Genomic DNA, 24,221 nt, shown 5'->3' on the forward strand with positions numbered 1-24,221 from the left:
TAAAAAAAATAAAATGCCTGCAAAACAGACATTTTATTTTTTTGACTGAATATAAGTCAACAAGGCTGCACAGGCTTTTTTTATTTGTCTAAAAGCGGCATCAAAATCATTAGTGTACCATGGATCATCGATATCACCATAATCGTCGGCAAAATAAAGCAATTTATATTCTTTATGATCAGGATCGCCACCAGTAATTTGATTCATATCCATAAAGTTTTCTTCATCCATACAGATTAGATAATCATACTTTTGATAATCATCCCTGACCATTTTCCTTGCAATATGCTCACCATAAGGGACACCTTGTTTTTCTAATTCACGCTTTGCTCTCATGTCCATTGCATGTCCTACAGCATCGTTAGTAGCAGCAGCGAAATCAATCAAATATTGATCACCTAATTTATTCTGATGAACCAAATCCTTCATGACAAACTCAGCCATGGGTGAACGACATATATTACCATGACAAACAAACAATATTTTATGCATGTGAAGCATCATTCCTTTTTATCCATTTTAACAAAAACAGCCAAGCAATAGCTAAAACAATGCCTATGATTAACCCTGTCCAAATACCGGCCTCAAGCTGAATTGAAATACCCTTGTAAACCGTGCTCTGCAACTCATTATTTGCCTCGTTGCAGAAATACCACAATGCTCCAAAAGAAATTATGGAACCCAGCAGAAGCGGAATCGAAGCAGTATACCGTTTGAGCCACATTAAAACTGTACTCAGAATATAAAGCAAAATAATGACAAAAATTGAGTAACGATAAATGCTAATCAAATGGTGAACCTGCCTAGATTCTTCACGTAATTTAGCATTGATTGCTTCAACAATAAAACGATTGATTACATCTTCCAAACGATTTTTGGCCTTAAGGCCTAAATCTCCTGTACTTACCTTCCCCTTATCATCATAAACGCTAGTTAAATGATAAACATCTGCATAAGAAAATTTTAAATTGACGTGCTTAGGCAAGCCACTAATCAGCAAATCCTCCAAACCAGATTCTTTGACAATTTCGACGCCGCTTTTAATCTCGGCATCTTCAGATTTAGAAAAAGAGCGATTAATAACCGTTCTTGCCATCTCATGCGTATTATCAATTTTGATAGTAGCCGAACTTAAAAGTAAAAAATACAAAGACAAGCCAGCCAATAAAATCGCAACTAATCTAATTATTCTAGAACCATATTTCATTTACAACAAACTTCCACTAAATTACAAACTTCTTTAACGCCTTGGCAATTCCATTATGATTATTATCATCAGTAACAAAATCAGCTTTTTCTTTAATTGAACTAATTGCGTTTCCCATTGCAATCTTTTTAAAATCAGGATTCTCAAACATCGATAAATCATTGCCCTGATCGCCAAAAATCATGACATCTTTAGGATTGATTTTTAATCTAGAAGCTAAGTCCATAACCGCATTGCCTTTTGAAGCACCAATTGCATTAATCTCAATACAATTGTCCAGACTGCGAACAATATCATAGGATTCAAAAGTCCATTCTGGCAAAGATCCCCATAATTTAGCAATTTGATCACTATCTTTGGCACAAGTAAAGCCAACTTTATTGAAGGTAAAATCTTTAGGGATTTCATCACGATTTCTTACGCGCAATTCATTATTAGTTAAAGCCGCGTTAATTTGCATTTGTACTGAAAGATTACGATCTAGCGTCCAAAAACATTTGGTTGTTTCAAAATGCAAATTAACATGACTTAACCTTTGCAGACGAAGCATGGTATTAAAATCGTGATAATCCATTTCTTGACTCATTAAGACATCGCCTGCCAAATTTTGAACTACCGCACCATTGAAGACGATCGCATATTGTTTTTCACCTTTTAAGCCAAGGATATCTTCATAAGGCATTACACCAGATAATGGCCTGCCAGACACAAGGACAATTTTTATTCCTTGATTTTTAGCTTCTTGCAAAGTTCTCTGTGTTTCTGCTGATATTGTATTTGAAGTTGTTAATAATGTTCCATCCAGATCAACCGCGATTAATTTGATAGCCATCCATTCTTCCTCCTTTACCAAAATTTAATCTTCTTTTTTATTATACAAAAAGCCGTGAGTTTCCTCACGACTTTTTAAAGTTTATTTGAATGGATATTTATTGCTTAAAACTTTTATTTTTTAATTAGGCTTTCTTTTCGTCTTTTTCAGCGTTGTGGTAAGACTTAACGATTTCGTCAACCAATTCTGGATCATCCTTCAAGCCGGTGGTTTCAACAATGACGTCCTTAAGATCTTCATCTTTAAGCATTTGCATCAATTTAACGCTTTCCTTGTCCTTAGGTTCGTCAAAGTGGTAAATTCTACCAACAGTTTCCATCAAAGCGCTATAGTCCAAGTTTCTTTCCTTCAATTCACGAATTGGACGAATAAATCTTTCGTTGTAACCCAACTTACGGATTGGAGTTCTACCTACACGAGCAATATCATCTGAAATGTATGGGTTTTGGAATCTGCTCAAAATCTTGTTGTGGTATTCTTCCAAACTTTCTTCAGTAAATTCCTTGTTCCACTTGTGGTACAAAAGTGAACGGGTTTCGCTCAAAACTCTCTTAACTTGCTTCAAAACAAATGGATCTTTAATTGCATCACCAATTGTTGAGTAGTCCAAGTTCTTGCCAGTGTAGGCAACAGTTGCGTGACCAGTATTAACTGAGAACAATTTTCTTTCAATGTAAGGTTCAAGGTCTGGAGCGTAATCAACACCACTCCCTGCTCAACCTCAGAAAGGTCCTCAGGCCCAAGCATTAGCAGAACGCGTTTTACCTGAATTTCATTATGGTCCATTGCTGCCAGAGTAATTTCATTATCTAAATCAAAAATTGTAAATGAACACCGCGTAATATCAGGACTGCTTGTATGGAGCAAGGCAAGGTGACTGTTTGGAATACCAACTGGAGCAAGCCTGATTCTCTTTAATAGTCTTTTGGCTACTGAGAGTTGGTTCTTAATTAGACTCCGATCTGAATGAGCCAAGCACTCCTGCACAATTGCAATTAGATCCTCAGCATTATATTCCAGACGCTGAACCTTGATGCCATTGACCAAGTCCGAGCAAAATAAAGTACTGATTGAAAATTGTGAGAGCTTTTCAACAGCATGGCTTCCACCATTTTGAGCAGGCTGCTGATTCATTGAAGCTTCTGCAGGGAATTTTTGCTCATATTCCTTGATATAAGAATGAATGTGGTTGATCTCATCATCAAGAAGCAAAGGACTGACTAATAAATAATCGCGTGAAAGACCTTTTAACTCCAGTGTTGAAAGAATAAGATCATATTTTTGCAAATCAAGTTCGGCCAAATTTGAAACACGACTTAATTTAATATGCTTAATTTCTGGGAATTTCTGCTTTAATCTTGCCCCTAAAATTGCTGAAGTACCTATCCCATTTTCACAGATTACCAAAGCACTTAAGGATTGACTGTTTTTTCTGCTGGTATATTCATTGGCAAAATAGAGCAATACAAGCTGCATTTCAGAATTTGTAAGCTGCGATTGCGGAAATTCTTTAATCCAGCTTTCTTTGACCACCTGATATAAATCGCTAAAGCGATTGCTAAGTCCTGCCAGCATTTCTATTCGCGTATTGGGCAATGGCGTGACGCGATGCTCGCTCAAACTAAGAATGTGCTGAGTTAGCCGATTGACAAAATTAGGATTTTTTTGGAAGTTCCAGTGCATTTGTTCTGAAACATTTTTAACATAGTTTTTTACTTTAACGGAAACTTCCAATTCATGGTCACTATCATATGACAAAACTGATTGGCGATGATCGCAATTCATGACCTTATTGGCTAAATAAGTAATGTCATTAGGTGAGACTGCTACGCTCTTAATTTTTGAATACAGTGACATAAATTTGAAAACATAGCCCTGATATCTTAAAGAATCATGAGCAGGCTTCACTAGCTCAGCAGAATAGCCTTCGTCAATACGCATGATTGAGACGGTAAATGCCAAAATCACTTCAATAATTTGATAATCGGAATCTAATTTAATATTGCTAAAAACGCTTTTATCTAAGCATTCCTTAACGTCAACTAATGTATCTCGATTTAGCAGCCGTAAAAAATAGTTAGGATCATCTTGTTCATGATGCAAGTAACGAAAGAAATCATAGTCATTGATTTCACTTAATAAAATTCCAATTAAAACCTGACGCCGTTCACTTTCCGGACTTGCAACCGAAATTCCTACTCCCTTTTTTCTAATCAAACTGATTTTATACTCGGCCAAGGATTTTTCAACTACATCCAGGTCATTTTGAATAGTGGCTTCACTGACATTTAAATCAAGCGCTAATTGAATTATTTTGCATGGCTCATTTGCCAATAACAAACTCGCCGCAATGGCATTTTCTCGTTCAGCCACTGTCATGGTCATTTGTCCCTGTACTTTTTGTACCGAGACATTTAATTTTTTAAGAGCGGGCTGGTCGCCTTGTAAACTATATTTTTTTCTTCTCATTGCTTATTTCTAGGCCTTCTTGGGCTAAAGCTGAACGCAAATTTTTAAATTCGCGATAGATATTCGCCGACTTACCCCAACACGTTCTTCTAATTCTTTAATTGTCAAACCCGCAGGACTTGCAGCTAGAACAGCCAAAATCTGCTTTTGTCTATCTGTTAAAAAATTCATCCTAATCAACCTTTATTTTTCACTACCACTTCTTATCTATGATTATACCCAAGAACAAAAAAGAGAACAGATTCAAAATCCGTTCTCTTGATTTTATTGATTTAATGACTATTCAACAGTAACACTCTTAGCCAAGTTACGTGGCTTATCAACATCCAAGCCCTTGTTCTTAGATGCATAGTAAGCAAGAAGTTGGGTTGGAACAACTGTTAACAAAGCTGACATGTAGTAATTGATGTCTGGCAAAACAATTGTATCTTCGTCATTTGCAAACTTCTTACCAACAATAGTGATAATGCTTGCACCACGAGAAACTACTTCTTGAATATTGCCACGAGTCAAGTCTGCCGTAACTGGATCATTAATCAAAGCGATAACTGGCGTACCTTTTTCAATCAATGAAATAGTTCCGTGCTTAAGTTCAGCGGCAGCAAAACCTTCAGTTTGAATGTAGGAAACTTCCTTTAACTTCAAAGCACCTTCCAGAGCAACTGCATGATCAATACCACGACCGATGTAGAAGGCATTTCTTGATGGTACCAAGTATTTCTTAGCTAACTTTTCAAGTTTTTCTTTACCATCAACAATTTGTTGAATACCTTCAGCAGCAATAGCTAAATCATGTTGCAAATCCCAATCTTTAGCTTCTTTGACGCCTAATTTTTCACCCAATGCCTTAGCTAAAACAGCTTGTAAGGCAACTTGAGCGGTATAAGCCTTAGTTGAAGCAACGGCAATTTCAGGACCGGCTCCTAAAAGCATAGTGTAGTTGGCTTCACGTGACAAGGTTGAACCTTCAACGTTTGTCATTGTTAAGCTTGGAATACCACGTTTATTTGCTTCCTTCAATACAACACGTGAGTCGGCGGTTTCACCTGATTGAGTTAAGAAGATGAAGAATGGGTGCTTGCTCATCATTGGGAAGTGGTACCCAGCTTCTGAAGCATAGCCAACTTCTGTTGGAATGCCAGTATAATGTTCAAAAATTGACTTACCAACTAAACCTGCATGGTAACTAGTACCGGCAGCGAAAATATAAAGGCGATCAGCTTGAGAAACAGCATCAATGATCTTTTGATCAACCTTTGGTTCACCATTTTCATCAAGGTAATGTTGAGACATGTGACGCATTACGCCTGGTTGTTCATCAATTTCCTTTAACATGTAGAATTCGTAAGTGCCCTTAGAAGCTGCGTTTGGATCAATGTTCAAAACGTGTGGTTCACGGGTTACCTTCTTGCCATCAATAGTTTCAATCGTGTAACTATCCTTGGTGATGTCACCAACATCACCATCTTGCAAGTCAACGAAAGTCTTGGTTTGATCCAATACAGAAATAGCATCTGAAGCAATAATGTTAAAGCCATCTCCTAAACCAAGCATCATTGGTGATTTGTTTTTAGCGATGAAAACATGATCTGGTTCAGTATTATCAACAAGTAAGAATGCGTAAGAACCTTTAACAAGCTTCAAAGCCTTCTTGAATGCAGCGAAAGCATCTAAGTTTTCATCACGAGCAATCTTGCTAATTAATTGAACAACTACTTCAGTATCAGTATCTGAATGGAATTTAACACCTTGTAAGTATTTTTCCTTCAATTCCATGTAGTTTTCGATCACACCATTGTGAACCAAGTAGAAACGTTTAGTTTCATCATAATGTGGGTGAGCGTTGTCAACAGTTGGCTTGCCGTGAGTTGCCCAACGAGTATGACCAATTCCAACTAATCCTTGTTCATCTGGAGTTAACTTTTCTTTTAAATTGGAAATACGACCAACTGCTTTAGTTAAGTATTCATTACCATTTAAATCATTTAAGTAAATACCAGCTGAATCATAGCCACGGTATTCAAGATTTGTTAATCCATTTAAGATAATATCTCTGGCTGGTTTACCAACAACACCAACAATTCCGCACATATTTTTTCTCCTTTGGTCTAGTTCAATATTTTTGAATGGACTAGTTAATATTTATTGTTACAGGTGCAATAATAGCCTTTTTTATAAAATTGGTCAAGGATATTATTTTAAAATTGGTATATTCTTTATATAAAAAAGAAACCCAGATTTCTCTAGGTTTCTCTTCTTGTTGTCACTCAACTGGTTAAGCACCCATTTCGCTCTTAACCACGTCAGCAACTTGTTGACAATACTTATCAGCTAATTCTTGAGTTGGAGCTTCAGTCATTACTCTAAGCAAAGCTTGAGTACCTGAAGGTCTTACAAAAATTCTGCCTTCGCCATTCAAGTTCTTTTCTACTTCAGCGATTGCATCCAAAATTGGTTGGTGTTCCTTCCAAGTCTTCTTATCCTTCACTGGAACATTGATCAATTGTTGTGGATATTCTTTAAAGTCAGTTAACAATTCGGAAAGTGACTTGCCTGTCTTCTTCATGACTAACATTAAATGAAGACCAGTTAACATACCATCACCAGTATTATGATAATCGCTCATAATAACGTGACCTGATTGTTCACCACCAAGGTTATAACCATGGGCACGCATTTCTTCTGAAACATAGCGGTCACCAACTTGAGTACGGACATTCTTCAAGCCCTTTCTTTCAAGAGCCTTGGTAAAGCCTAAGTTACTCATAACAGTAGTAACAATGGTATCCTTCTTTAAACGTCCATGTTCAGCTAAGTAGGTACCGATTACGTACATAATGTGGTCACCGTCAACTTCATTACCATTTTCATCAACAGCAATACAACGGTCGGCATCACCATCAAAGGCTAAACCAAGTTGTGCACCTTGTTTAACGACTTCTTTTTGAAGCTTTTCAGTATGGGTTGCACCAACATGATCATTAATGTTTAACCCATCTGGATGAGTAGCAATGGTAGTAAAATCAACGCCACAATCAGCAAACAATCTAGAAATCAAAGCACTTGAAGCACCATTGGCACCGTCGATTACAACTTTGATACCACCCAAGTCTTCAGGAATAGTATTTTCAATAAATTGTAAGTACTTGCTGCTGCCTTCGTGGAAATCAGTAACAGTCCCTAAGCCTTTAGCAGATGGACGAGGTAAAGTATCTTCCTTAGCATCGATTAATTTCTCGATATCTTCTTCCATTGCATCTGAAAGCTTTAAACCATCGCTACCAAAGAACTTAATCCCATTGTCTTCTACTGGGTTATGTGAAGCAGAAATTTGAACACCTGCATCTGCACCTTGTGCACGAACCAAGTAAGAAAGTCCTGGGGTAGTAATGACACCAACTTCCAAAACTTCAATTCCGACAGAAAGCAAACCAGAAATCAGTGCGTATTCAAGCATTTGACCAGAAATACGTGTATCACGAGAAACAAGAACGCGAGCTTGCTTGCCATCTTCTTTTTCTTTAGTCAAAACATAGCCACCATCACGGCCAAGCTTAAAAGCCATTTCTGGAGTTAAGCTTTGATTAGCAACACCACGTACACCATCTGTTCCAAAATATTTCAACATTTAAAAAACAACCTCTCCCAAGTATTTTAATTTTGCTTTGAACTACTTGTCTCTTTAACTTTTATTTGAATTTGAACAGAACTTGGCTCTGCTCTAACTACACCCTTCGGTAATTTTATCTGATATGTTTTGCTGGTTGAAGAAGTAATATTTTTCAAATTGACAATTAATTTGATTTTACTCAACTTCTTCAAAACAGATTCATTTCCGTACAAAACAATGTTGTTTTGCTTAGCAGTAACTGAATATACCCGATTGCTTTCTTCATTCTTTGAACTCAGACTCAACTTAACGGTTTTCTTAGCAATCGAAATTGGGATCGAGACCCGCGCAGCGGCTGGCTGAATGATGACATTCAATTGGCGACCCTTTTTATCTTCAGCAACTAGCATTACCTCCCGCTCATAATTGTGATTAATATTATTCGGCAAAGTAACCTTGGCAACTATCTGGTCAATCTGATTTACCTCTCCTTTAGCACCGGTTACTTCGACTTGACTTGGACTGACACTCGTCTTGCCAACATGATAACCGGCGGCCACAGCATTTTTATTATACTCTATTCGCACTGGCATGGTGGTAGATTTTCGCCTTTGAATATTAACTTTTATAGTTTTGGGATTAATCGAATACGACAGCTGCTTATTCAAGCCAGTGATTTGAACCTTAACAGTATGTACACCAACTTTTTTCTTGGTTAAATCAATGTACGCACGGAAATTTTGCGTATTAACGGTTGAAGTCACCAAAGCATTTGAACCTTCAAGAGTAACTTTAACTTTTTCGGGATAGCCCACAACATAATACTTATCAGTATCAACTAATACCTGCAATGGAACTTTGATCGTTTGCGTCTCGGTTGCCGTCTGTCTTGTTTTGCTGCTTTCGCCCTGAGTTAAAAAACCAGTTTGGGTGGAATCAATATAAATAACGATTAATACAGCCAGCAATAAAGAAACAATGCGAATAAACCATGGTTTATTCCAAAAATTCTTCATCGATCGGCACCCCATTTCCAAATTTTATCCAAAAGTTTTTGATACCATTTGCGCTTTTTTTCTTCTTTTGGCACTAATTCAGCATTCAAATATTTCAGATATTCGTCTCTGGTTAAATCTAAAAGGAAACGACCATTTCTTGTAATCGTTACTCCACCGGTCTCTTCAGAAACAACGATTGTAATAGCATCCGTTACTTCAGAAATTCCGACGGCGGCACGGTGACGGGTACCCAAACGTTTAGGAATCATGTTGCTGTCTGACAAAGGCAGATAAGCAGCAGCAACAGCAATTCGATTATTGTTGATAATTACGGCACCATCATGAAGCGGAGTATTTGGAATAAAGATGTTGATTAACAATTCGCCCGTTACGTCGGCATCCAACTTAATTCCCGTTTCAATATAGTCCTCAAGACCGGTCTCTTGTTGAATCGTAATCAATGCACCAATTCTTCTTTTAGACATGTATTGAATGGCTTTATCTAGTTCTTGTACTAAACGTACGGACCGATCATGAGCACTATTTTCTCTGCCATTGAACATCGGCATACGGCCTAAATTTTCAAGACCACGCCGAATTTCGGGCTGGAAAATAACAATAATTCCAACAACTGCCCAAGATACAATCTGATCAACAATATAGGTCAGAGCACGCAAGTTTAAAAAGCCAGCGATGATTCTGATAATAAAGATTAACACAATCCCTTTGGCTAATTGAACCGCTTTGGTACCTCTAATCAGCATAATTAAGCGGTATACAAGATACCAGATGATTAGCACATCCAGGGCAATTGAAAAATTATTCCAAGTCCATAGATCAGCTATGTTGAAATTGTTCATTGCTGCTCCTTTCTTTTCACACTTTTAATTATAACTAAAATTAGCGTGCATACATTTTAAATTCCAGGAATAAATCATTATATTCCTGCGTTACTTTGTTGCCTAAATCTTGATAGACTTGCAAATGACTTAAGGTTTTAGCAGAAGGATAAAATTGACGGTCGTTTCTTGTCTTTTTTGGCAATAATTTTTGCGCCGCAGTGTTTGGCGTTGCATAACCAATGTATTTAGCATTTTGAGCAGCGTTTTCGGGTTCAAGCATGAAATTAATAAATTCATAGGCGGCCTTCTTGTTTTTAGCCGTTTTGGGAATAACCAGATTGTCAAACCAAAGGTTGGATGCTGGTTTAGGAATAACATAGTGCAAGTGCGAATTGCTCTCCATCATTTCATGAGCTTCGCCTGACCAGGTTACCCCAATCGCTGCTTCATTTTGAATCATATACATTTTCATTTCATCAGCAATAATTGCCTTGATGTTATTTCCTAACCCATTCAGCTTAGTCTGGGCCAGCTTTAATTTCAGATTATTCGTGCTGTTCATTGAATAACCCATTGAGGCTAATGAAAGCCCCATTGCATCTCTGGCCGAATCAATGAGCAATATCTGCCGACGGTATTTTTTGCGCCAAAGATCGTTCCAAGAAGTAATTGACCCCTTCTTGATGTATTTATCATTATAAACAATCCCAAGCGTCCCCCAGAAATACGGAATTGAATAATCATTATTGGGATCAAATGATTTCTTTAAAAAACTAGTACCAATATATTTAAGATTAGGAATCTTATCGCGGTCAATTTTGTCCAGCAGATGGGCTTTCTTCATCTTCGAAACCATATAATCCGAAGGAACAGTAATATCATAAGCAGTTCCGCCTTGCTTGATCTTAGTATACATTGCTTCATTTGAATCAAAAGTCTCATAGACAACATGATAACCCGTCTGTTTTTCAAATTTCGTAATCAAATTGGGATCAAGGTAATCACCCCAATTATAAATGATCAGATTTTGTTTTTTCGCTTCAACGCTTGGCTTTTGAAGACGATAAGATAAATAGCCTAAGCCTGCACAAGCCAGCAGAACACAGATGATTGACCAAATAATCTTCTTCATTTAATCAGTCCTCCCACCATTTTGCGTCCTTTGCGACCTTTTCTAGTAGTGATGAAGTAATAAATTCCTACCAAAAGCAAAACAAACAAAAACATTACCGTGCTTAACGCGTTTATTTCCAAATCTATTCCTTGACGAGCCCGCGAATAAATTTCAACAGATAGGGTTGAAAAACCGTTGCCCGTAACAAAGAATGTCACCCCAAAATCATCCAGCGAATAAGTTAGAGCCATGAACATCCCCGCAAAAATTCCTGGCATCAATGCCGGAATCATGACATTGCTGAAAACTTGGTAGTTGTTTGCACCTAAATCTCGAGCAGCGTCGATTAGTGAGTAATCTAGTTCTTTCAGTCGCGGCAAAACCATTAAAACTACGATCGGAATCGAGAAGGCAATATGACTGAGTAAAACTGAACCGAAATTTAATCCTATTCCCAAGGCGGTAAAGAAAATCAGAAAACTGGCACCAATGATTACATCTGGCGAAACTATCAAGACATTGTTTAAAGCCAGCAAAGTCTTCTGCTGCCATTTTTTCTGCAAACCGGCAATTGCAATTGCTCCTAGCGTGCCAACAATCGTAGCAATCAAACTAGACAACAAAGCCAACAAAATTGTTTCCAAAAAAATAGCTAGCAGACGGTTATCCTGAAACAAAGTTTGGTAGTGCATCCACGTGAAATGCTCAAACTTGTTCATATTTCGACCACTGGAAAAAGAAAAGTAAATTAAATAAAAAATAGGCACATATAAAACAACCAGTACAAAAATCAGATAAAACTTGGCCACAAAGTGTTTGCTTTTCATAAATTTACCTTCTTTCTCCGTCTTTTTCTACCCGTAATAAGCATCACTACAACCATTAAGAAAATTAATACTACTCCAATAGTTGCACCCATATTCCAATTCATAGTCGTCATAAAATACTCTTCAATTGCGGTCCCTAACGTAATCACGCGATTTCCGCCGATTAATCTTGTCAGCATAAAGAGTGAAAGAGATGGAATAAAAATTGCTTGAATACCACTTTCAACGCCAGGCCATGACAAAGGCCACAAAATATATTTAAACGTTTGCCATCTGCTTGCTCCTAAATCTTCAGAGGCTTGAACAACAGCCGGGTTGATATCTTTGATCGCACTATAGATTGGCAGAATCATGAACGGAATTTCAATATAGGTAGCTACAAAAATAAAAGCAAAATCTGTAAACAAAAAGTTTACTGGCCCAATACCAAATAAATGTAGAAATTGATTAAACAAACCACCATTGCTGAAAATTCCAATAAAAGCATATGCCTTTAAAAGCAAGTTGATCCAGGTAGGCAGGATAATTAGCAGCAGCCAGATTTGGCTGTTTTTAACCCTGGTTAAAAAATAAGCAGCCGGATATGAAATAAGTAGAGTCACTAAAGTGATTAAAAACGCATACCAAAATGAATTGAGCATCATTCTTAAAAAAATACCGTTGCGAAAGAACTGGACAAAATTGTTTAAGGTAAAGTGGTGACTGCTATCAGTTAGCGAATACCACAAAATGAGCAACATTGGCAAAATCACGAACAAGATAATCCAGAGCAAATACGGCACTATAAACAACGTGCGTGTCTTTTTATCAGTCATTGTCGTGCTCCTCATCTTCATAGCTCTCTAATCGAGCGTTGAAATCTTTTTGACTCTCATGCAAACGCATAACGTGAATATCTTCTGGATCAAAATAGAGGCCAATGCGCTGGTTAAGCTTGCAGCCATTGGTTGAATGAATGAGCCATTCATTTTCATCTGCATCTACTGCCTTAATCTCGAAGTGATCACCCAGGAAAAGCTGGGTTTGAGCCGTCACTACCAGTTTTCCCTTCTCAGGACTAGTGATATCCAAATCCTCTGGACGAATAACTATTTCTACTTTTTCATTGGCCTTCATCCCCGCATCAGCACATTTAAAGCGTTGGTTGGCAAACTCAACTTCATAATCTTTAATCATACGGCCAGGCAAGATATTGGAATTGCCGATGAAACGAGCGACAAAATCATTGATCGGTTCATCATAAATATCGATTGGCGAACCATTTTGCTCAATGCGACCATTATTCAGAACAAAAATCTCGTCGCTCATTGATAAGGCTTCTTCCTGATCATGAGTAACAAAAATAAATGTAATTCCTAATTTCTTTTGAATAGCACGCAGTTCAAATTGCATTTCCTTACGAAGTCTTTTATCAAGAGCTGACAAAGATTCATCAAGTAGCAAAACCTTGGGCTCATTCACAATAGCTCGAGCAATTGCCACTCTTTGCTGCTGACCGCCGCTTAGTTCAGATATTTCACGATTGGCGTAACCTTCAAGACGCACCATTTTTAAAGCATCTTTGACAATTGGTTTGATTTCGCGCAATGGCCTTTTTTTAATTTTCAGTCCAAATGCAACATTATCAAAAACATTTAAATGTGAAAAAAGCGCATAATTTTGAAAAACGGTATTAATTTGTCTCTTAGCTGGATCAAGATCTGTAATATCTTTGCCTGCAAAAAAGACCCTTCCTTCAGTCGGCTGACTAAAACCAGCAATAATTCTCAAAATTGTTGATTTTCCTGAACCACTAGGACCCAACAGCGAATAAAATTTCCCTGATTCAATTTTAAGATTGATATCTTTTAAAGCCACAAAGCCATCATCATAGCGTTTGTTTACATGCTTAAGTTCAATTATGTTCATTATTCTCACCTAAAAAAGAGCCACAAGCTTTTTCAGCCTGTAGCTGCATTTTTTATTTATTTCCGATAATTCTTACCTCAGTATGAAGATCGATATTATATTTTTCTTTGATTACTTTTTGAATCAAATGAATTAAATCAAGATAATCGGTTGCTGTAGCGCCACCTTTATTAACAATGAAACCAGCATGTTTCGTTGAATCCTGCGCGCCACCAATCTGCTTGCCCTGCAGCCCAGCTTTAATAATCATTGGTCCTACAAAATGTCCCTTTGGACGTTTGAAGACGCTGCCGCAAGATGGATATTCAAGTGGTTGCTTGAAGCGGCGCAAGGCATTCAAATAATGCATTTCATCAAGGATTTGACTCTTATTGCCCTTTTTAAGTTTAAAACTGGCCTTGACCACAATATCTCCTGTATCTTGAACCTTGGAATGACGATATGAAAAATTCATCTCTGAATTAGAATAGGTCTTCAGTTCGCCATCACGGGTCAAAACTGTTACTTGGTCAACTACTTCTTGCGTTTCACCACCATAAGCACCAGCATTCATAAAAATTGCACCACCAATGCTACCGGGAATTCCAGCTGCAAATTCCATTCCGCTCAAGCCGTGATTAGCAGCTGTAAAAGCCGTATCAATGATTTTTGCCCCTGCATAAGCTGTAACAATGTTACCATCGACGCTAATCTCATTCATTGCAGTTAAAATGATGACCAAACCAGTAATTCCGCCATCGCGAATAATTAAATTAGATGCATTGCCGATAATTGTCAGGGCTATGTTTTCATCCTTGGCTGCTTTTACCAGACGCTTAAGTTCATCTAAATTTTTGGGAAAAGATAAATACTCCGCATCCCCACCGGTTTTGGTAAAAGTATACCGACTAAGTGGAATATTCTCCTGCAGGTTAATTCCTTCTTTTTTCAAATCAAGCAGTTTCACTAATAGTGCCCCTCTCTCTATTGTTCTGCTAATATTTTACCGCATTCCGGCATTAGCTTCACCATATGATATACTCTTTTTAAAGGAGAAAAAAGATGAATTTTATTGCAATGGACTTTGAAACCGCGAATCATTATCCAGAAAGTGCCTGCTCTCTGGCCTTAGTTATGGTCAGAAATAATGAGATCGTCGATCGTTTTTACACCGTTATTAATCCGCAAATGCCCTTTGACGCCCGCAACATTGAGGTCCATCAAATTACTGCAGATGATGTGCGAGATGCACCGACGATGGCAGAGGTATGGCCCAAAATAAAAGATTTATACCAACCGGGGATGTTAGTAGCGGCCCATAACGCACGCTTCGATACAAACGTTATGCGTCAATCTCTTGCCCGCTATAGTATTAGCGAACCGCACTATTTGGTGATCGATACTTTGGCGACCAGCAAACTGCTCGAACCAGATTTACCAGACCATAAGCTTGATACGGTTTCGGAAGCTTTAAATGTTAATCTCTGGCATCATCATAATGCATTAAGCGACAGTGAGGCCTGTGCCGAAATCTTGATCAATCAGGATAAAGAATTTGGTGATGAGCCAATTAAAAATTTAGTTTATCAGATATAAAAAAGATGGGATTTAGGATCCTATCTTTTTTGTTAACGATTATATTCTGCTAGCACTGCCTTAACCCATTCTTCATTGCGCTTGCCATGAGGCTGGAAGTCGACAACTCGTTTGGTTGAATTCCAACTATTATCGACCCGGGTAATAATTAATTGCAAATATTCATCTGGCAAATCCTTCATGATTAATTGGGGCCACTCAATTACTACTAATCCTGGCTCAGCTAAATAACCATTAAGATCAATTGATGACAAGTCATCGCTTTCCAAACGATAAAAATCCATATGAAATAAGGGCAATTTGGCTTCACGGTACTCACGCACAATTGTGAAAGTGGGGCTTTTAACCGGTCTTCTAACTCCCAGTGCTCGACCTAAGCCTTGCGTCATCGTTGTTTTTCCTGCTCCTAAATCTCCATTTAGAAGAAGCAAATCATGTGCTTGAGCATTATTAGCCAGAGCTGCACCTAAGCGCTGCATATCATCAGCTGAATTGACTTCAAGTTTCATTCTATTCATCCTTTGCCAAAGTTTGAGCGGCGGTCAAAATACCCATGTAATAAACATCTTCGCTGCTTGCACCACGTGACAAATCATTGATTGGAGCAGCCAAACCTTCAAGAATTGGACCAACTGCAGTGAATTTGCCTAACCTTTGCGCAATCTTGTAACCGATATTGCCTGATTGAAGTTCTGGAAAAACAAAGACATTAGCATGACCAGCAACTTTTGAACCAGGTGCTTTTCTTTCACCAACGCTTGGAACAAAAGCAGCATCAAATTGCAATTCACCATCAGCTGGAATATCTGGATGTGCTTCTTTAAATTTAGCAACAGCATCTTGCACTTTGGTAACCATATCGCCTTTAGCTGAACCCTTGCTTGAGAAGCTTAAGAAGGCAACCTTTGGATCAATTTCGGCCATCTTGGCAATTTTAGCTGCTTCATAACCAATTTCAGCTAAAGTATCACTATCAGGATCAATGTTCATCGCACAATCAGCAAAGATATAGCGTTCATCATCACGTTCCATAATCATCACACCAGATACGCGGTGCATGCCTGGAGCTGTTTTAACAATTTGCAAAGCTGGACGAACCGTATCTGCAGTTGAATGTGCTGCACCAGAAACCATTCCATCCGCCAGGTCCATTTTAACTAGCATGGTACCAAAGTAGCTACCTGCTTTAAGCATCTTATGTGCATCATCAAGCGTGTTCTTGCCTTTACGAACCTCGATGAATTTTTGACACATTTTTTCAAAATTAGCATATTGGTCTGGGTCAATAATGTTAATACCGGTTAAATCTAAATTATTATCAGAAGCCAATTTTTCAATTTCTGACTTTCTTCCAAGTAAAGTAACTTCAATCAGCTTCTCTGCTTCTAGTTTAGTTGCTGCCTTTAAAACTCTTAAATCAGTTCCTTCTGGAAAAACCAATCTTGGCTTCTTAGCTGCATTTTTAACTTTAGTCTTAAATAAATCAAATACGCTCATATTTATTCCTCTCTAGCGCTATGCTATATCATCTTGACTAACTGTTTCTGGCAATTGCCAATCAATTGGCGTTTCGCCAAAATCTTTCAACGCATTATTACAACGGGAAAATGGTCGTGAGCCAAAAAATCCTCGATCTGCAGAAAAAGGACTTGGGTGCGCAGACTTAATAACAAAGTTCTTATCCTGATCAATTAATGGAATCTTGTTTTGTGCAAAGCGGCCCCACAAAATGAAGACCACCTTGCCACGCTGACTCAATGCTTTAATCGCTGCATCAGTAACTTTTTCCCAGCCTTTGCCCTGATGGCCATTAGCATGACCGTAAGGGACCGTTAAGACAGCATTCAATAACAATACGCCTTGATCTGCCCATTTCTTAAGATAGCCATGATTGACTGGGCGAGCTCCAACGTCATCATATAGTTCTTTATAAATATTTTTTAGTGATGGCGGTAAAGTGGTCCCAGGCATGACTGAAAAGCTCATTCCATTTGCTTGTCCCGGATTGTGATAAGGATCCTGCCCCAGAATGACAACCTTTGTTTTTGAAAAAGGCGTTAACTTAAAAGCAGTAAAAATGTGATACATATCCGGGTAAATTTTCTTTGTAGAATATTCTTCTTTCAGAAAATCATGCAGATGGTGATACTCTTCACTTGCAAAAACCGGATCAAGCACCTGATCCCAATCATTGCCAATTAGCTCTTTCATTAATAGCTCCAACCTCTTTTCTAGTCACCTTTATGGTATCATGAAACTAGAAATTTATGGAGGGAAGCTATGATTAAATTAGTTGCTTGTGATTTAGATGGTACTCTCTTTAACAGTGATATGATCGTATCTAAGGAGAATGCTGAGGCCATTCATGAAGCTCAAAAAAGTGGAATTGAATTTTTGGTAGCAACTGGACGGGCACCAAAAGAATCGAAGGTTTTGCTCAAAGATGCACACATTCATACCGGCTTTATCAATCTGAATGGAGCTTTGGTTTATAACACAGATGGTGAGTTAATTATCAAGCATGCAATCAAAAATGAAAAGGCAATGCAAGTTATTAATTTGCTGCATCAAGAGCATTTTTATTTTGAAATTCTAACTGCTGAACATGTCTATACCGAAAATCTCGATGCACGAATCTCAAATATCGCTCATTTGATGGTCGACTTAAACCCTGGTATCACCTTTAAACAGGCCGTAGCTATCTCAGCTGGTAACAAGTCGATTATGAATATGACTGAAGTTTCTAGCTTCAAGGAATTATTTGCTCATTCAGACGAAGAAATTATGAAGATCATTGCTTTTGACTCACGTGGTCATGAGGCCTTCAGCGATGTTATCAATAAAATGAACAAGATGGGTGGTTTGGCAATTTCATCCAGTTCTTCTGCCAACATTGAAATTAATGCCAAGCAGGCACAAAAAGGCATCGCCTTATTAGATTATGCCAAAACTCGTTCTATTAAACGCGAAGAAATTGCAGCAATTGGCGACAATCTTAATGATGAGAGCATGATCCGTGAGGCTGGCGTTGGCGTAGCCATGGGAAACGCGATTCCTGCAATTAAAAAGCTGGCACAATTAGAAACAAAGACGAATAATGAAAATGGCGTTGCAGCGATTTTAAAAGTTTTTATCAAAAAATAGAGGTGACCAATATGCAGTATTTATTGCACCTAAACCAAGAAAAAGCCTATGGTCAAATTCCTGTAACCGGTCCAAATGGCAAAGTTCAATACATTGTTCGTGGAAACCTAGACAATCCTAACCACACCGTTTACTTATACAATATTCAAAATCAGGAAATCGGTCGCCTATTCTTTGATGGCGCAGGCTTAATTGAGTCTTTTTCAATCGATGTGGTTAATCACTCTTTGGTAAGCGTTAAAAAGGTCAATAGTAAGTTAACCAACCTTTTCTTCGTGACCCGCCTTAATTATTTAGTTACTGGAAGCATAAAAAAAGGCACTTACACATTTCGCTCAGGACTTAAAAATGTTGCAAGTGTCAAAACAATTATCGGACATTCTGGCGTTGATTTGGTTTGTGAAATTTTACGTCCAGAAGATATTCCGTTTATTTTATTAATTTCAGTTTTATTTACTCAGTGGCACGTGACGCCACTCAGATTACCAACTTTCCCACCGATTGGTCGTTTTTCAACTGAGCCTAACTAAATTTCTTTAATCATGTGATCATAAGTCCGATCACCGATAGTCATTGAATTAGTGGTTTTAAAGCCCTTGTGTTCATATAAACTTTGAGCACGAGGGTTTTCTTTGTCAACATTTAGGCTCAGTTTATGATAACCCCGCTTTTTTGCTACTTTTTCGGCTAGATCCAATAAACGCGTGCCTACACCTTTACCCCAATGGTCGGGATGAGTAGCTAAGGCATCAATATACCATTCATGCGGCCAGGCCTCTTGGTCAGAAAAAATGACAGTTGAGCTGGACAATCCAGCTTTGGGATATTCTGATTTCAAAACGAAATTAATAATTTTTTGGTCACAGTAAGGATACATGTCAATCATGCCTCTTACTCGCCCTTTTCATCGGCATCAACCCAAATGCGACGATAAGAATAACGATAATGCTCCGAAATAAAACCCAGTCTCATCAAATCGTAAAAAGTTGATCAGGTAATTTTTTAATGCTTTCCATATCCATTTCCTCAAAAATTCGTTGCAAAATCGGGAAAACAAATGGAAAATCAGATTTTTCAGCTTTTCTAAATCATAGTTTTTACACCTCACTATAATAAGGGTAACGAAGAAGTATCCTTTATGCAAGAAAAGGCAGCTATGACTGATTGTCATAACTACCTTACAAGAAAGTGATATAGATATAGATGTATCTGCCATAATTTTTTGAGTAATAAGGAACTGGCAGAGATTGAACTTTTGAAAGTAGAACTAATGTGTAGTTCTGCTTTCATTTCTCATTATACTTCTTCGATCTAAATTAGCAAGTTATTTTTAGAATTAATATTTGCTTTATTATTAGTCTTTCTTATCGCTAATAATAACATCTATATGTTGTTTAATAGATATAAAAAAAGCCTCTGCATTTGCAGAGACTTTTTATGACAGTTTTAATTAGTCTTGGTAGTTTACCAAAGCTAAGTATGAGTCAGGCTTAAGTGAAGCACCGCCGACTAAACCACCATCGATATCTGGCTTAGCCATTAATTCCTTAATGTTGGCTGGATTTACAGAACCACCGTATTGGATACGAATGTTTTCAGCAGTTTCTTCATTGTACAAGTCCTTGATAGTTTCACGGATAGTCTTGCACATTTCTTCAGCTTGATCAGATGAAGCAGTCTTGCCAGTACCAATAGCCCAGATTGGTTCATAAGCAATAACAAGTGAAGAAACTTGGTCAGCAGTTAAACCATCAAGAGCAGCCTCGATTTGGTTAACAACCCATTCTTCTTGCTTGTTTGCTTCACGGGTTTCAAGCGATTCGCCACAGCAAATAATTGGCTTCAAACCATTAGCAAAAATAGCCTTAGCTTTCTTGTTAATGTCTTCATCAGTTTCGTGGAAGTAGATACGACGTTCTGAGTGACCAATAATTACGTAGTCCATGCCCATTTCCTTCAAAACCTTTGGAGAGGTTTCACCGGTGAAGGCACCTTCATCTTCGAAGTAGCAGTTTTCTGCACCGATGCGCAAGTTTGAACCCTTAGCTGCTCTTCTCAAAGCATCAAGGTCAACTGCTGGAGCACAAATAAGTGATTCAACTTTTGCAGGATCTGGCAACTTGTCCTTAACTGCTTCAACGAATTCAGTAGTTTCTTCTGGGTTCATGTGAAGTTTCCAGTTACCAGCAATAATTGGTGTACGCATTAATTAATCGTCCTTTCTTACTTATCTGAGATGCAAGCAATACCAGGTAATTCCTTACCTTCAAGGTAGTTAAGTGAAGCACCACCACCGGTTGAAATGTGGGTAATCTTAGGTGCGATACCTAATTGCTTAGCAGCAGCAGTTGAGTCACCACCACCGATAATAGTAGTAGCGTCAGTTAAGTCAGCTAAAGCACGACCAACTTCCAAAGTGCCTTTAGCAAAGTTTGGCATTTCGAATGCGCCCATTGGTCCATTCCAAACAACAGTCTTAGCATCCTTCAAGATTTCCTTGAACTTTTCAACAGTCTTAGGACCGATGTCAAGACCCATCATGTTGTCAGGAATGTCGTCACCAACAACTTCACGTGAAGCATCGTTAGAAAATTCAGTAGCAGCAACGTTGTCTACTGGAAGAACGATCTTGTCGCCAGCTTCTTTCAAAAGCTTCTTAGCAAGGTCAACCTTGTCTTTTTCAAACAATGATTTACCAATCTTGTGGCCTTGAGCTGCTAAGAAGGTGTAAGCCATACCACCGCCGATTAAAATGTGGTCTGACTTAGGAATCAAGTTAGTAATAACACCAATCTTGTCTGAAACCTTAGCACCACCCAAGATAGTTACGAATGGGTGTACTGGGTTAGCAACAGCGTTACCCAAGAATTTGATTTCCTTTTCCATCAAGAAACCACCAGCAACTGGCTTGCCATCTTTCTTCATAGCAGTGGCAATACCAACGTTTGAAGCGTGGCTTCTGTGTGCAGTACCAAAGGCATCGTTTACAAACATGTCACCAAGGCTTGCCCAGTATTCGCCAAGCTTAGGATCGTTGCCTGATTCCCGTTTGCCGAAGTCATTGTCGATATCTTGGAATCTAGTGTTTTCAAGAACAACAACGTCGCCATCTTTCATGTTGTTGATAGCATTTTCAACTTCCTTGCCTTCGTTTGAAGGTACGAAAGTTACAGGCTTCTTAAGCAATTCGCTCAAGCGTTTAGCAACGGGCTTCAATGACAATTCTTTCTTGTCAGCATCAGACTTTACACGGCCCAAGTGACTCAAAAGAATAGCCTTGCCACCATGTTCAATGATGTACTTAATAGTTGGCAAAGCAGCAACAATTCTGTTGTCATCACCAATAACACCATTCTTAATTGGAACGTTGAAATCAACACGCATTAAAACTTTCTTACCTTTAACGTCAAGGTCAGAAATGATTAATTTAGCCATTAATATTCCTCCGAACTTAATTTATTTTCTCTTCAAAAAAAGGCGGAAGGAAGAATCTCCCTCCGCCTTCTCAATTACCGCTTATCTATAATCGATTATTAAACTAATGATTAAAGAGTAGCAAAGTGTAACAAAGTACGAACCATTTGGCAAGTGAATGAGTATTCGTTGTCGTACCAAGCAACAGTCTTAACTAATTGCTTGTCACCTGCAGTAGTTACCATAGTTTGAGTTGGGTCAAAGATTGAACCAGCAGTCATGTTGATTACATCGCTTGATACCATGTGGTCTGCGTTGTAAGCAAATGAAGGACTTTCGTACTTCTTCATAGCTGCGTTAACTTCGTCAGCAGTAACCTTCTTCTTCAAGATTGATACCAATTCAGTTTCTGAACCATCTGGAACTGGAACACGTTGTGCGTGACCGTTCATCTTGCCGTTCAAGTTTGGCAATACCAAACCAATAGCCTTAGCTGAACCAGTAGTATGTGGAATAATGTTTTCGGCAGCTGCACGAGCATCTTGTTCCTTACCACTACGTGCAGGACCATCCAAGGTCATTTGTGTACCAGTGTAAGCGTGAATAGTAGTCATAGTAGCAACTTCGATACCAAATTCCTTGTCCAAAGCGTTAGCCATTGGTGCAAGTGAGTTAGTAGTACATGAAGCAGCTGAAACAATCTTGTCGTCAGCAGTTAAAGTATCTTCGTTTACTGAGTAAACAATAGTCTTCAAGTCGTTGCCGGCTGGAGCTGAGATCAATACACGCTTTGCACCTGCGTCAAGGTGTGCTTGAGACTTAGCTTTGCTAGTGTAGAAACCAGTACATTCAAGTACGAAGTCAACACCATCGTTCTTTACCCAAGGAATGTTTTGTGCTTGTGGTTCTGCGTAAACACGGTACTTCTTGCCATCAACAACGATTGAGTCATCAGTTGATGAAACTTCGTGGTTGAAAGTGCCATGAGTAGTGTCGTACTTAAGCAAGTAAGCTAACATTGCTGGAGTAGTCAAGTCGTTGATAGCAACAACTTCGATGTCCTTAGTCTTTTCGCCTAAGTCCATAATACGACGGAATGCTAAACGACCGATACGGCCGAAACCGTTAATACCAATTTTAACTGTCATAATCTAAAAGTCCTCCTTAAGAACTATAAACAACAATTTATTTTAAACAGGAATATTACTTCCTCTTTAAAATCATATTTGAGGCACCCTCATCAGTAATCAACCAGGTTTGACGAGGTGCATTTGGCATATAAGCTTTAATCGCAGCAGCTTTCTTGCTGCCACAAGCAAAGGCAAATATGTAAGGTATTTTCTTTAGATTCTCAAACTGCAATCCAACCTGGGTGATGCGGTCGACAATCTTACCCTGGTCATCGAAGAAACACCCGAAACATTCGGTGACCGCTTTTTTCTCACGCAATTCAGAAAGCTTGATTGAATCATAGCCTCTTCTTTTAGCCATTTCTTGGGCTAAACCAATACCATGAATTACGGCATCGCTTTGTGAGATATCTTGCAACACATCAGAAATAGATGATTCACGAATCAATGAACGATAAGCTGCTGCAGAAACCTGCTCGGGCAAATACAAAGCTTTATAAGTACCATGTGTTTGCGCAGCCATCTCTTGGACGATTGTGTTGCTTTGTGTTGCAACATTCTCGCCTAGCGCTCCTCGTCCAGGCACAAACTCAAGCTGACGATTATTGCCTAAACTTGCAGACAAATACTTTGCCGAGTTAGCTAAAGCCTGACCACCTAAAACGGTAATGATTGAATGCCCTAATGGAAGAAGCAAATCAAGTGCTGAACTCAATGCTTCACCCATTTCCTGATAAACACGATCTTGCAAATCGGCATCTCCCGGAACTATTATCGTCCGGTCGATTCCCAACCTCTTTGCAAGTTTCACTTCGTTTTCACCAGCATTGAACAAACGATCAATAAATGGTGCTGCATCTCTTAATGTCTTCTTGCCCTTCTCTGTTAAAAACATGCCAAAGCTTTTAATTTCAATTAGGCCAAGCTCTTTTAAATACTCGGTCTCGGTACGAACATTCCGCTCTGACAAGCCCAAATGCTGAGCGACATTTCTTCTCCCAATTGGAGCATTTAGTGAAATTTGCTCAAGAACAAGATATCTTTGTCGAAATACTTTTAAGATATCGGGAACGAGAGCTTCAAGCAAGGAAAAATCCGAGTTCATTGCTTCTCCTTCCCATGGGACACCTTTCGTCCATTAATGTGACACT

22 protein-coding genes and 3 pseudogenes are annotated in these 24,221 nt (G+C 38.5%); 3 read left to right on the forward strand and 22 right to left on the reverse strand.

Features of this window, described 5'->3' with window-relative positions; genetic code table 11:
- Positions 1-33: 33 nt before the first annotated feature.
- The 14 genes and pseudogenes from HMPREF0493_RS04730 to murB all read right to left on the reverse strand — a co-directional run bounded on the left by HMPREF0493_RS04730 (position 34) and on the right by murB (position 14,753).
- Positions 34-492 carry a low molecular weight protein-tyrosine-phosphatase gene (locus HMPREF0493_RS04730; protein ID WP_006352159.1) on the reverse strand — a complete coding sequence of 153 codons (459 nt, stop codon included), beginning with the start codon at positions 490-492 and terminating at the stop codon, positions 34-36.
- On the reverse strand, positions 485-1,207 hold the full coding sequence (locus HMPREF0493_RS04735; RefSeq protein ID WP_006352160.1) for a hypothetical protein: 723 nt from the start codon (positions 1,205-1,207) through the stop codon (positions 485-487). Before HMPREF0493_RS04735 ends, HMPREF0493_RS04730 begins: the two co-directional genes overlap by 8 nt.
- A gap of 16 nt (positions 1,208-1,223) precedes the next feature.
- Positions 1,224-2,039: a Cof-type HAD-IIB family hydrolase gene (locus HMPREF0493_RS04740; protein ID WP_040457242.1), complete on the reverse strand. Its 816-nt coding sequence runs from the start codon at positions 2,037-2,039 to the stop codon at positions 1,224-1,226.
- A gap of 124 nt (positions 2,040-2,163) precedes the next feature.
- Positions 2,164-2,742 (reverse strand): annotated as a pseudogene (locus HMPREF0493_RS04745) (mannitol dehydrogenase family protein); the annotation flags it as partial.
- A gap of 20 nt (positions 2,743-2,762) precedes the next feature.
- Positions 2,763-4,508: pseudogene (locus HMPREF0493_RS08365) on the reverse strand (PTS sugar transporter subunit IIA); the annotation flags it as partial.
- Between the two features lie 279 nt (positions 4,509-4,787).
- On the reverse strand, positions 4,788-6,599 hold the full coding sequence (gene glmS / locus HMPREF0493_RS04755) for a glutamine--fructose-6-phosphate transaminase (isomerizing) (protein WP_006352165.1): 1,812 nt from the start codon (positions 6,597-6,599) through the stop codon (positions 4,788-4,790).
- A gap of 184 nt (positions 6,600-6,783) precedes the next feature.
- Positions 6,784-8,136, reverse strand: coding sequence for a phosphoglucosamine mutase (gene glmM, locus HMPREF0493_RS04760; protein WP_006352166.1), 1,353 nt, complete (start codon positions 8,134-8,136; stop codon positions 6,784-6,786).
- Positions 8,137-8,162: 26 nt separating this feature from the next.
- Positions 8,163-9,134, reverse strand: a complete 972-nt coding sequence (locus HMPREF0493_RS04765; protein WP_006352167.1) for a CdaR family protein — start codon at positions 9,132-9,134, stop codon at positions 8,163-8,165.
- On the reverse strand, positions 9,131-9,976 hold the full coding sequence (cdaA, locus tag HMPREF0493_RS04770) for a diadenylate cyclase CdaA (protein ID WP_006352168.1): 846 nt from the start codon (positions 9,974-9,976) through the stop codon (positions 9,131-9,133). The genes HMPREF0493_RS04765 and cdaA overlap by 4 nt, the downstream gene beginning before the upstream one ends.
- A gap of 40 nt (positions 9,977-10,016) precedes the next feature.
- A complete protein-coding gene (locus tag HMPREF0493_RS04775) occupies positions 10,017-11,090 on the reverse strand; it encodes an ABC transporter substrate-binding protein (RefSeq protein ID WP_006352169.1) in 1,074 nt (357 codons plus the stop codon).
- The gene (locus tag HMPREF0493_RS04780; protein ID WP_006352170.1) at positions 11,087-11,899 is read right to left on the reverse strand and encodes an ABC transporter permease; all 813 of its coding nucleotides are present in this window, start codon (positions 11,897-11,899) and stop codon (positions 11,087-11,089) included. Before HMPREF0493_RS04780 ends, HMPREF0493_RS04775 begins: the two co-directional genes overlap by 4 nt.
- Positions 11,896-12,714 carry an ABC transporter permease gene (locus HMPREF0493_RS04785; protein WP_006352171.1) on the reverse strand — a complete coding sequence of 273 codons (819 nt, stop codon included), beginning with the start codon at positions 12,712-12,714 and terminating at the stop codon, positions 11,896-11,898. Before HMPREF0493_RS04785 ends, HMPREF0493_RS04780 begins: the two co-directional genes overlap by 4 nt.
- Positions 12,707-13,807: an ABC transporter ATP-binding protein gene (locus HMPREF0493_RS04790; RefSeq protein WP_006352172.1), complete on the reverse strand. Its 1,101-nt coding sequence runs from the start codon at positions 13,805-13,807 to the stop codon at positions 12,707-12,709. The genes HMPREF0493_RS04785 and HMPREF0493_RS04790 overlap by 8 nt, the downstream gene beginning before the upstream one ends.
- Positions 13,808-13,859: 52 nt before the next feature.
- Positions 13,860-14,753 carry a UDP-N-acetylmuramate dehydrogenase gene (gene murB / locus HMPREF0493_RS04795; protein WP_006352173.1) on the reverse strand — a complete coding sequence of 298 codons (894 nt, stop codon included), beginning with the start codon at positions 14,751-14,753 and terminating at the stop codon, positions 13,860-13,862.
- 95 nt (positions 14,754-14,848) lie between these two features.
- Here murB and HMPREF0493_RS04800 point away from each other — a divergent pair, with 95 nt between their 5' ends.
- Positions 14,849-15,382, forward strand: a complete 534-nt coding sequence (locus HMPREF0493_RS04800; RefSeq protein WP_006352174.1) for a 3'-5' exonuclease — start codon at positions 14,849-14,851, stop codon at positions 15,380-15,382.
- 32 nt (positions 15,383-15,414) lie between these two features.
- Here the strand turns inward: HMPREF0493_RS04800 and tsaE are convergent, their stop codons facing one another.
- Genes tsaE through HMPREF0493_RS04815 form a run of 3 tightly spaced genes read right to left on the reverse strand, consistent with a single transcriptional unit; the run spans position 15,415 to position 17,593 of the window.
- Positions 15,415-15,891, reverse strand: a complete 477-nt coding sequence (gene tsaE / locus HMPREF0493_RS04805) for a tRNA (adenosine(37)-N6)-threonylcarbamoyltransferase complex ATPase subunit type 1 TsaE (RefSeq protein ID WP_040457245.1) — start codon at positions 15,889-15,891, stop codon at positions 15,415-15,417.
- Between the two features lies 1 nt (position 15,892).
- Positions 15,893-16,879, reverse strand: a complete 987-nt coding sequence (gene pta, locus HMPREF0493_RS04810; RefSeq protein WP_006352176.1) for a phosphate acetyltransferase — start codon at positions 16,877-16,879, stop codon at positions 15,893-15,895.
- Between the two features lie 18 nt (positions 16,880-16,897).
- Positions 16,898-17,593 carry a uracil-DNA glycosylase gene (locus tag HMPREF0493_RS04815; RefSeq protein WP_006352177.1) on the reverse strand — a complete coding sequence of 232 codons (696 nt, stop codon included), beginning with the start codon at positions 17,591-17,593 and terminating at the stop codon, positions 16,898-16,900.
- A 69-nt stretch (positions 17,594-17,662) separates the two neighbouring features.
- On the opposite strand from HMPREF0493_RS04815, the gene HMPREF0493_RS04820 reads away from it, so the two are divergent.
- Together HMPREF0493_RS04820 and HMPREF0493_RS04825 are read left to right on the forward strand one after the other, a co-directional pair.
- Complete coding sequence (locus tag HMPREF0493_RS04820) at positions 17,663-18,526, forward strand: Cof-type HAD-IIB family hydrolase (protein WP_006352178.1); 864 nt, start codon at positions 17,663-17,665, stop codon at positions 18,524-18,526.
- An 11-nt stretch (positions 18,527-18,537) separates the two neighbouring features.
- Positions 18,538-19,056, forward strand: coding sequence for an LURP-one-related/scramblase family protein (locus HMPREF0493_RS04825; protein WP_006352179.1), 519 nt, complete (start codon positions 18,538-18,540; stop codon positions 19,054-19,056).
- Here the strand turns inward: HMPREF0493_RS04825 and HMPREF0493_RS04830 are convergent.
- The 5 genes and pseudogenes from HMPREF0493_RS04830 to HMPREF0493_RS04850 all read right to left on the reverse strand — a co-directional run bounded on the left by HMPREF0493_RS04830 (position 19,053) and on the right by HMPREF0493_RS04850 (position 24,175).
- A pseudogene (locus HMPREF0493_RS04830) lies at positions 19,053-19,572 on the reverse strand (GNAT family N-acetyltransferase). The gene HMPREF0493_RS04825 and the pseudogene HMPREF0493_RS04830 sit on opposite strands and share 4 nt — an antisense overlap.
- Positions 19,573-19,976: 404 nt before the next feature.
- On the reverse strand, positions 19,977-20,732 hold the full coding sequence (gene tpiA / locus HMPREF0493_RS04835) for a triose-phosphate isomerase (RefSeq protein WP_006352181.1): 756 nt from the start codon (positions 20,730-20,732) through the stop codon (positions 19,977-19,979).
- A gap of 17 nt (positions 20,733-20,749) precedes the next feature.
- On the reverse strand, positions 20,750-21,961 hold the full coding sequence (locus HMPREF0493_RS04840; RefSeq protein ID WP_006352182.1) for a phosphoglycerate kinase: 1,212 nt from the start codon (positions 21,959-21,961) through the stop codon (positions 20,750-20,752).
- Between the two features lie 110 nt (positions 21,962-22,071).
- Positions 22,072-23,088 (reverse strand): type I glyceraldehyde-3-phosphate dehydrogenase, encoded by a 1,017-nt coding sequence (gene gap / locus HMPREF0493_RS04845; RefSeq protein WP_006352183.1) that lies wholly within the window; start codon positions 23,086-23,088, stop codon positions 22,072-22,074.
- A 55-nt stretch (positions 23,089-23,143) separates the two neighbouring features.
- Entirely contained in the window at positions 23,144-24,175 is a 1,032-nt protein-coding gene (locus HMPREF0493_RS04850) for a sugar-binding transcriptional regulator (RefSeq protein WP_006352184.1), read from the reverse strand.
- Positions 24,176-24,221 lie beyond the last annotated feature (46 nt).

Source organism: Lactobacillus amylolyticus DSM 11664 (genome assembly GCF_000178475.1).
GTDB classification, from domain to species: Bacteria; Bacillota; Bacilli; order Lactobacillales; family Lactobacillaceae; genus Lactobacillus; species Lactobacillus amylolyticus.

What these genes read in the sequence shown, in the direction of transcription:
- HMPREF0493_RS04730 (WP_006352159.1), bottom strand. Translation starts at nt 492, where the DNA reads ATGCATAAAATATTGTTTGTTTGTCATGGTAATATATGTCGTTCACCC.
- HMPREF0493_RS04735 (WP_006352160.1), bottom strand. Translation starts at nt 1,207, where the DNA reads ATGAAATATGGTTCTAGAATAATTAGATTAGTTGCGATTTTATTGGCT.
- HMPREF0493_RS04740 (WP_040457242.1), bottom strand. Translation starts at nt 2,039, where the DNA reads ATGGCTATCAAATTAATCGCGGTTGATCTGGATGGAACATTATTAACA.
- glmS (WP_006352165.1), bottom strand. Translation starts at nt 6,599, where the DNA reads ATGTGCGGAATTGTTGGTGTTGTTGGTAAACCAGCCAGAGATATTATC.
- glmM (WP_006352166.1), bottom strand. Translation starts at nt 8,136, where the DNA reads ATGTTGAAATATTTTGGAACAGATGGTGTACGTGGTGTTGCTAATCAA.
- HMPREF0493_RS04765 (WP_006352167.1), bottom strand. Translation starts at nt 9,134, where the DNA reads ATGAAGAATTTTTGGAATAAACCATGGTTTATTCGCATTGTTTCTTTA.
- cdaA (WP_006352168.1), bottom strand. Translation starts at nt 9,976, where the DNA reads ATGAACAATTTCAACATAGCTGATCTATGGACTTGGAATAATTTTTCA.
- HMPREF0493_RS04775 (WP_006352169.1), bottom strand. Translation starts at nt 11,090, where the DNA reads ATGAAGAAGATTATTTGGTCAATCATCTGTGTTCTGCTGGCTTGTGCA.
- HMPREF0493_RS04780 (WP_006352170.1), bottom strand. Translation starts at nt 11,899, where the DNA reads ATGAAAAGCAAACACTTTGTGGCCAAGTTTTATCTGATTTTTGTACTG.
- HMPREF0493_RS04785 (WP_006352171.1), bottom strand. Translation starts at nt 12,714, where the DNA reads ATGACTGATAAAAAGACACGCACGTTGTTTATAGTGCCGTATTTGCTC.
- HMPREF0493_RS04790 (WP_006352172.1), bottom strand. Translation starts at nt 13,807, where the DNA reads ATGAACATAATTGAACTTAAGCATGTAAACAAACGCTATGATGATGGC.
- HMPREF0493_RS04800 (WP_006352174.1), top strand. Translation starts at nt 14,849, where the DNA reads ATGAATTTTATTGCAATGGACTTTGAAACCGCGAATCATTATCCAGAA.
- tsaE (WP_040457245.1), bottom strand. Translation starts at nt 15,891, where the DNA reads ATGAAACTTGAAGTCAATTCAGCTGATGATATGCAGCGCTTAGGTGCA.
- pta (WP_006352176.1), bottom strand. Translation starts at nt 16,879, where the DNA reads ATGAGCGTATTTGATTTATTTAAGACTAAAGTTAAAAATGCAGCTAAG.
- HMPREF0493_RS04815 (WP_006352177.1), bottom strand. Translation starts at nt 17,593, where the DNA reads ATGAAAGAGCTAATTGGCAATGATTGGGATCAGGTGCTTGATCCGGTT.
- HMPREF0493_RS04820 (WP_006352178.1), top strand. Translation starts at nt 17,663, where the DNA reads ATGATTAAATTAGTTGCTTGTGATTTAGATGGTACTCTCTTTAACAGT.
- HMPREF0493_RS04825 (WP_006352179.1), top strand. Translation starts at nt 18,538, where the DNA reads ATGCAGTATTTATTGCACCTAAACCAAGAAAAAGCCTATGGTCAAATT.
- tpiA (WP_006352181.1), bottom strand. Translation starts at nt 20,732, where the DNA reads ATGCGTACACCAATTATTGCTGGTAACTGGAAACTTCACATGAACCCA.
- HMPREF0493_RS04840 (WP_006352182.1), bottom strand. Translation starts at nt 21,961, where the DNA reads ATGGCTAAATTAATCATTTCTGACCTTGACGTTAAAGGTAAGAAAGTT.
- gap (WP_006352183.1), bottom strand. Translation starts at nt 23,088, where the DNA reads ATGACAGTTAAAATTGGTATTAACGGTTTCGGCCGTATCGGTCGTTTA.
- HMPREF0493_RS04850 (WP_006352184.1), bottom strand. Translation starts at nt 24,175, where the DNA reads ATGAACTCGGATTTTTCCTTGCTTGAAGCTCTCGTTCCCGATATCTTA.